This window comes from Actinomycetota bacterium (assembly GCA_030682655.1).
In the GTDB taxonomy this organism is placed as follows: Bacteria; Actinomycetota; Coriobacteriia; order Anaerosomatales; family JAUXNU01; genus JAUXNU01.
In genome coordinates, this window is record JAUXNU010000120.1 from 1 (window position 1) to 1,115 (window position 1,115).

Genomic DNA, 1,115 nt, shown 5'->3' on the forward strand with positions numbered 1-1,115 from the left:
GATGATCTCGGCGCGGACTCGCTCGATATCGTCGAGCTTGTCATGGCGCTTGAAGAGGAGTTTGAGGTCAAGATCCCAGACGAGGAAGCCGAGGGGATCAAGACCGTCGGCGATGCCGTCAGCTATATCCAGGCGAACGCCTCCTAGAGTGGGCACTCGCCTTTAAGGTGAATCCGCCCGGCGGCGGTTCATGTTGGCCGTCGCCGGGCTTGCCGTATGCACGCGCATGCGAGAGAGGCCCGCTCGTGGACATGCCTACCCTGACAATCGGGAACCGCACCGCCCGACTGCCCATCATTCAGGGCGGTATGGCGGTCAAGCTCTCGCTCGCCCCGCTCGCGGGCGCAGTAGCCGCCGCAGGCGGGATCGGCATCATCGCCGGAAGCGGCCTGACCGTCTCCGAGCTGCGGGACGAGATTCGTGAGGCTCGCCGGATTGCACCGGACGGCATCATCGGCGTGAACGTCATGGTCGCGGTGCGCATATTCGCCAACCTCATCCACGCAGCCCTCGACGAGGGTGTCGACGTCATCATCGCCGGAGCGGGCTTCTCCCGTGATGTCTTCGGGTGGTGCCGCGAGGCGAACGTCCCGATGGTTCCCATAGTCGGCTCCACGCGCGTCGCGAAGCTCTCCGAGAGGTTCGGAGCTTCGGCGGTAGTGGTCGAGGGCTTTGAGGCTGGAGGACACCTCGGAACCGACCGGCTCATGCGCGATCTCCTTCCCGAGATCCTCGAGGCCGTCGACATACCCGTCATAGGCGCCGGCGGCGTCGTCACCGGCGCGGACATCAAAGAGGTGCTCGATCTCGGTGCCGCAGGTGTGCAGATGGGTAGCCGCTTCCTCGCGACCGCAGAGTGCTCGGCACCTGAAGCGTTCAAGCAGATGTACGTCGACGCAAAGCCAGATGACGTCGTCATCGTGAACAGCCCCGTGGGCATGCCGGGACGTGCGCTCAGAAACCCGTTCTGGGAGCGCGCTCAGCTCGGCGAGTACCCTCCGATCGAGAAGTGTCGCAACTGCCTCAAGGAATGCAACAAGGAGTACTGCATCATTGACCGGCTTGAGATGGCCCATGACGGTGACGTGGAGAACGGCCTCGTCTTCGCCGGTTCT

2 protein-coding genes are annotated in these 1,115 nt (G+C 63.9%); both read left to right on the plus strand.

The window, feature by feature from the left end:
* A partial coding sequence (acpP, locus tag Q8K99_07050) for an acyl carrier protein (protein ID MDP2182310.1) occupies nucleotides 1-147 on the plus strand: 147 nt, incomplete at its 5' end.
* Nucleotides 148-251: 104 nt separating this feature from the next.
* On the plus strand, nucleotides 252-1,115 hold an 864-nt coding region (locus Q8K99_07055; protein ID MDP2182311.1), incomplete at its 3' end, for a nitronate monooxygenase.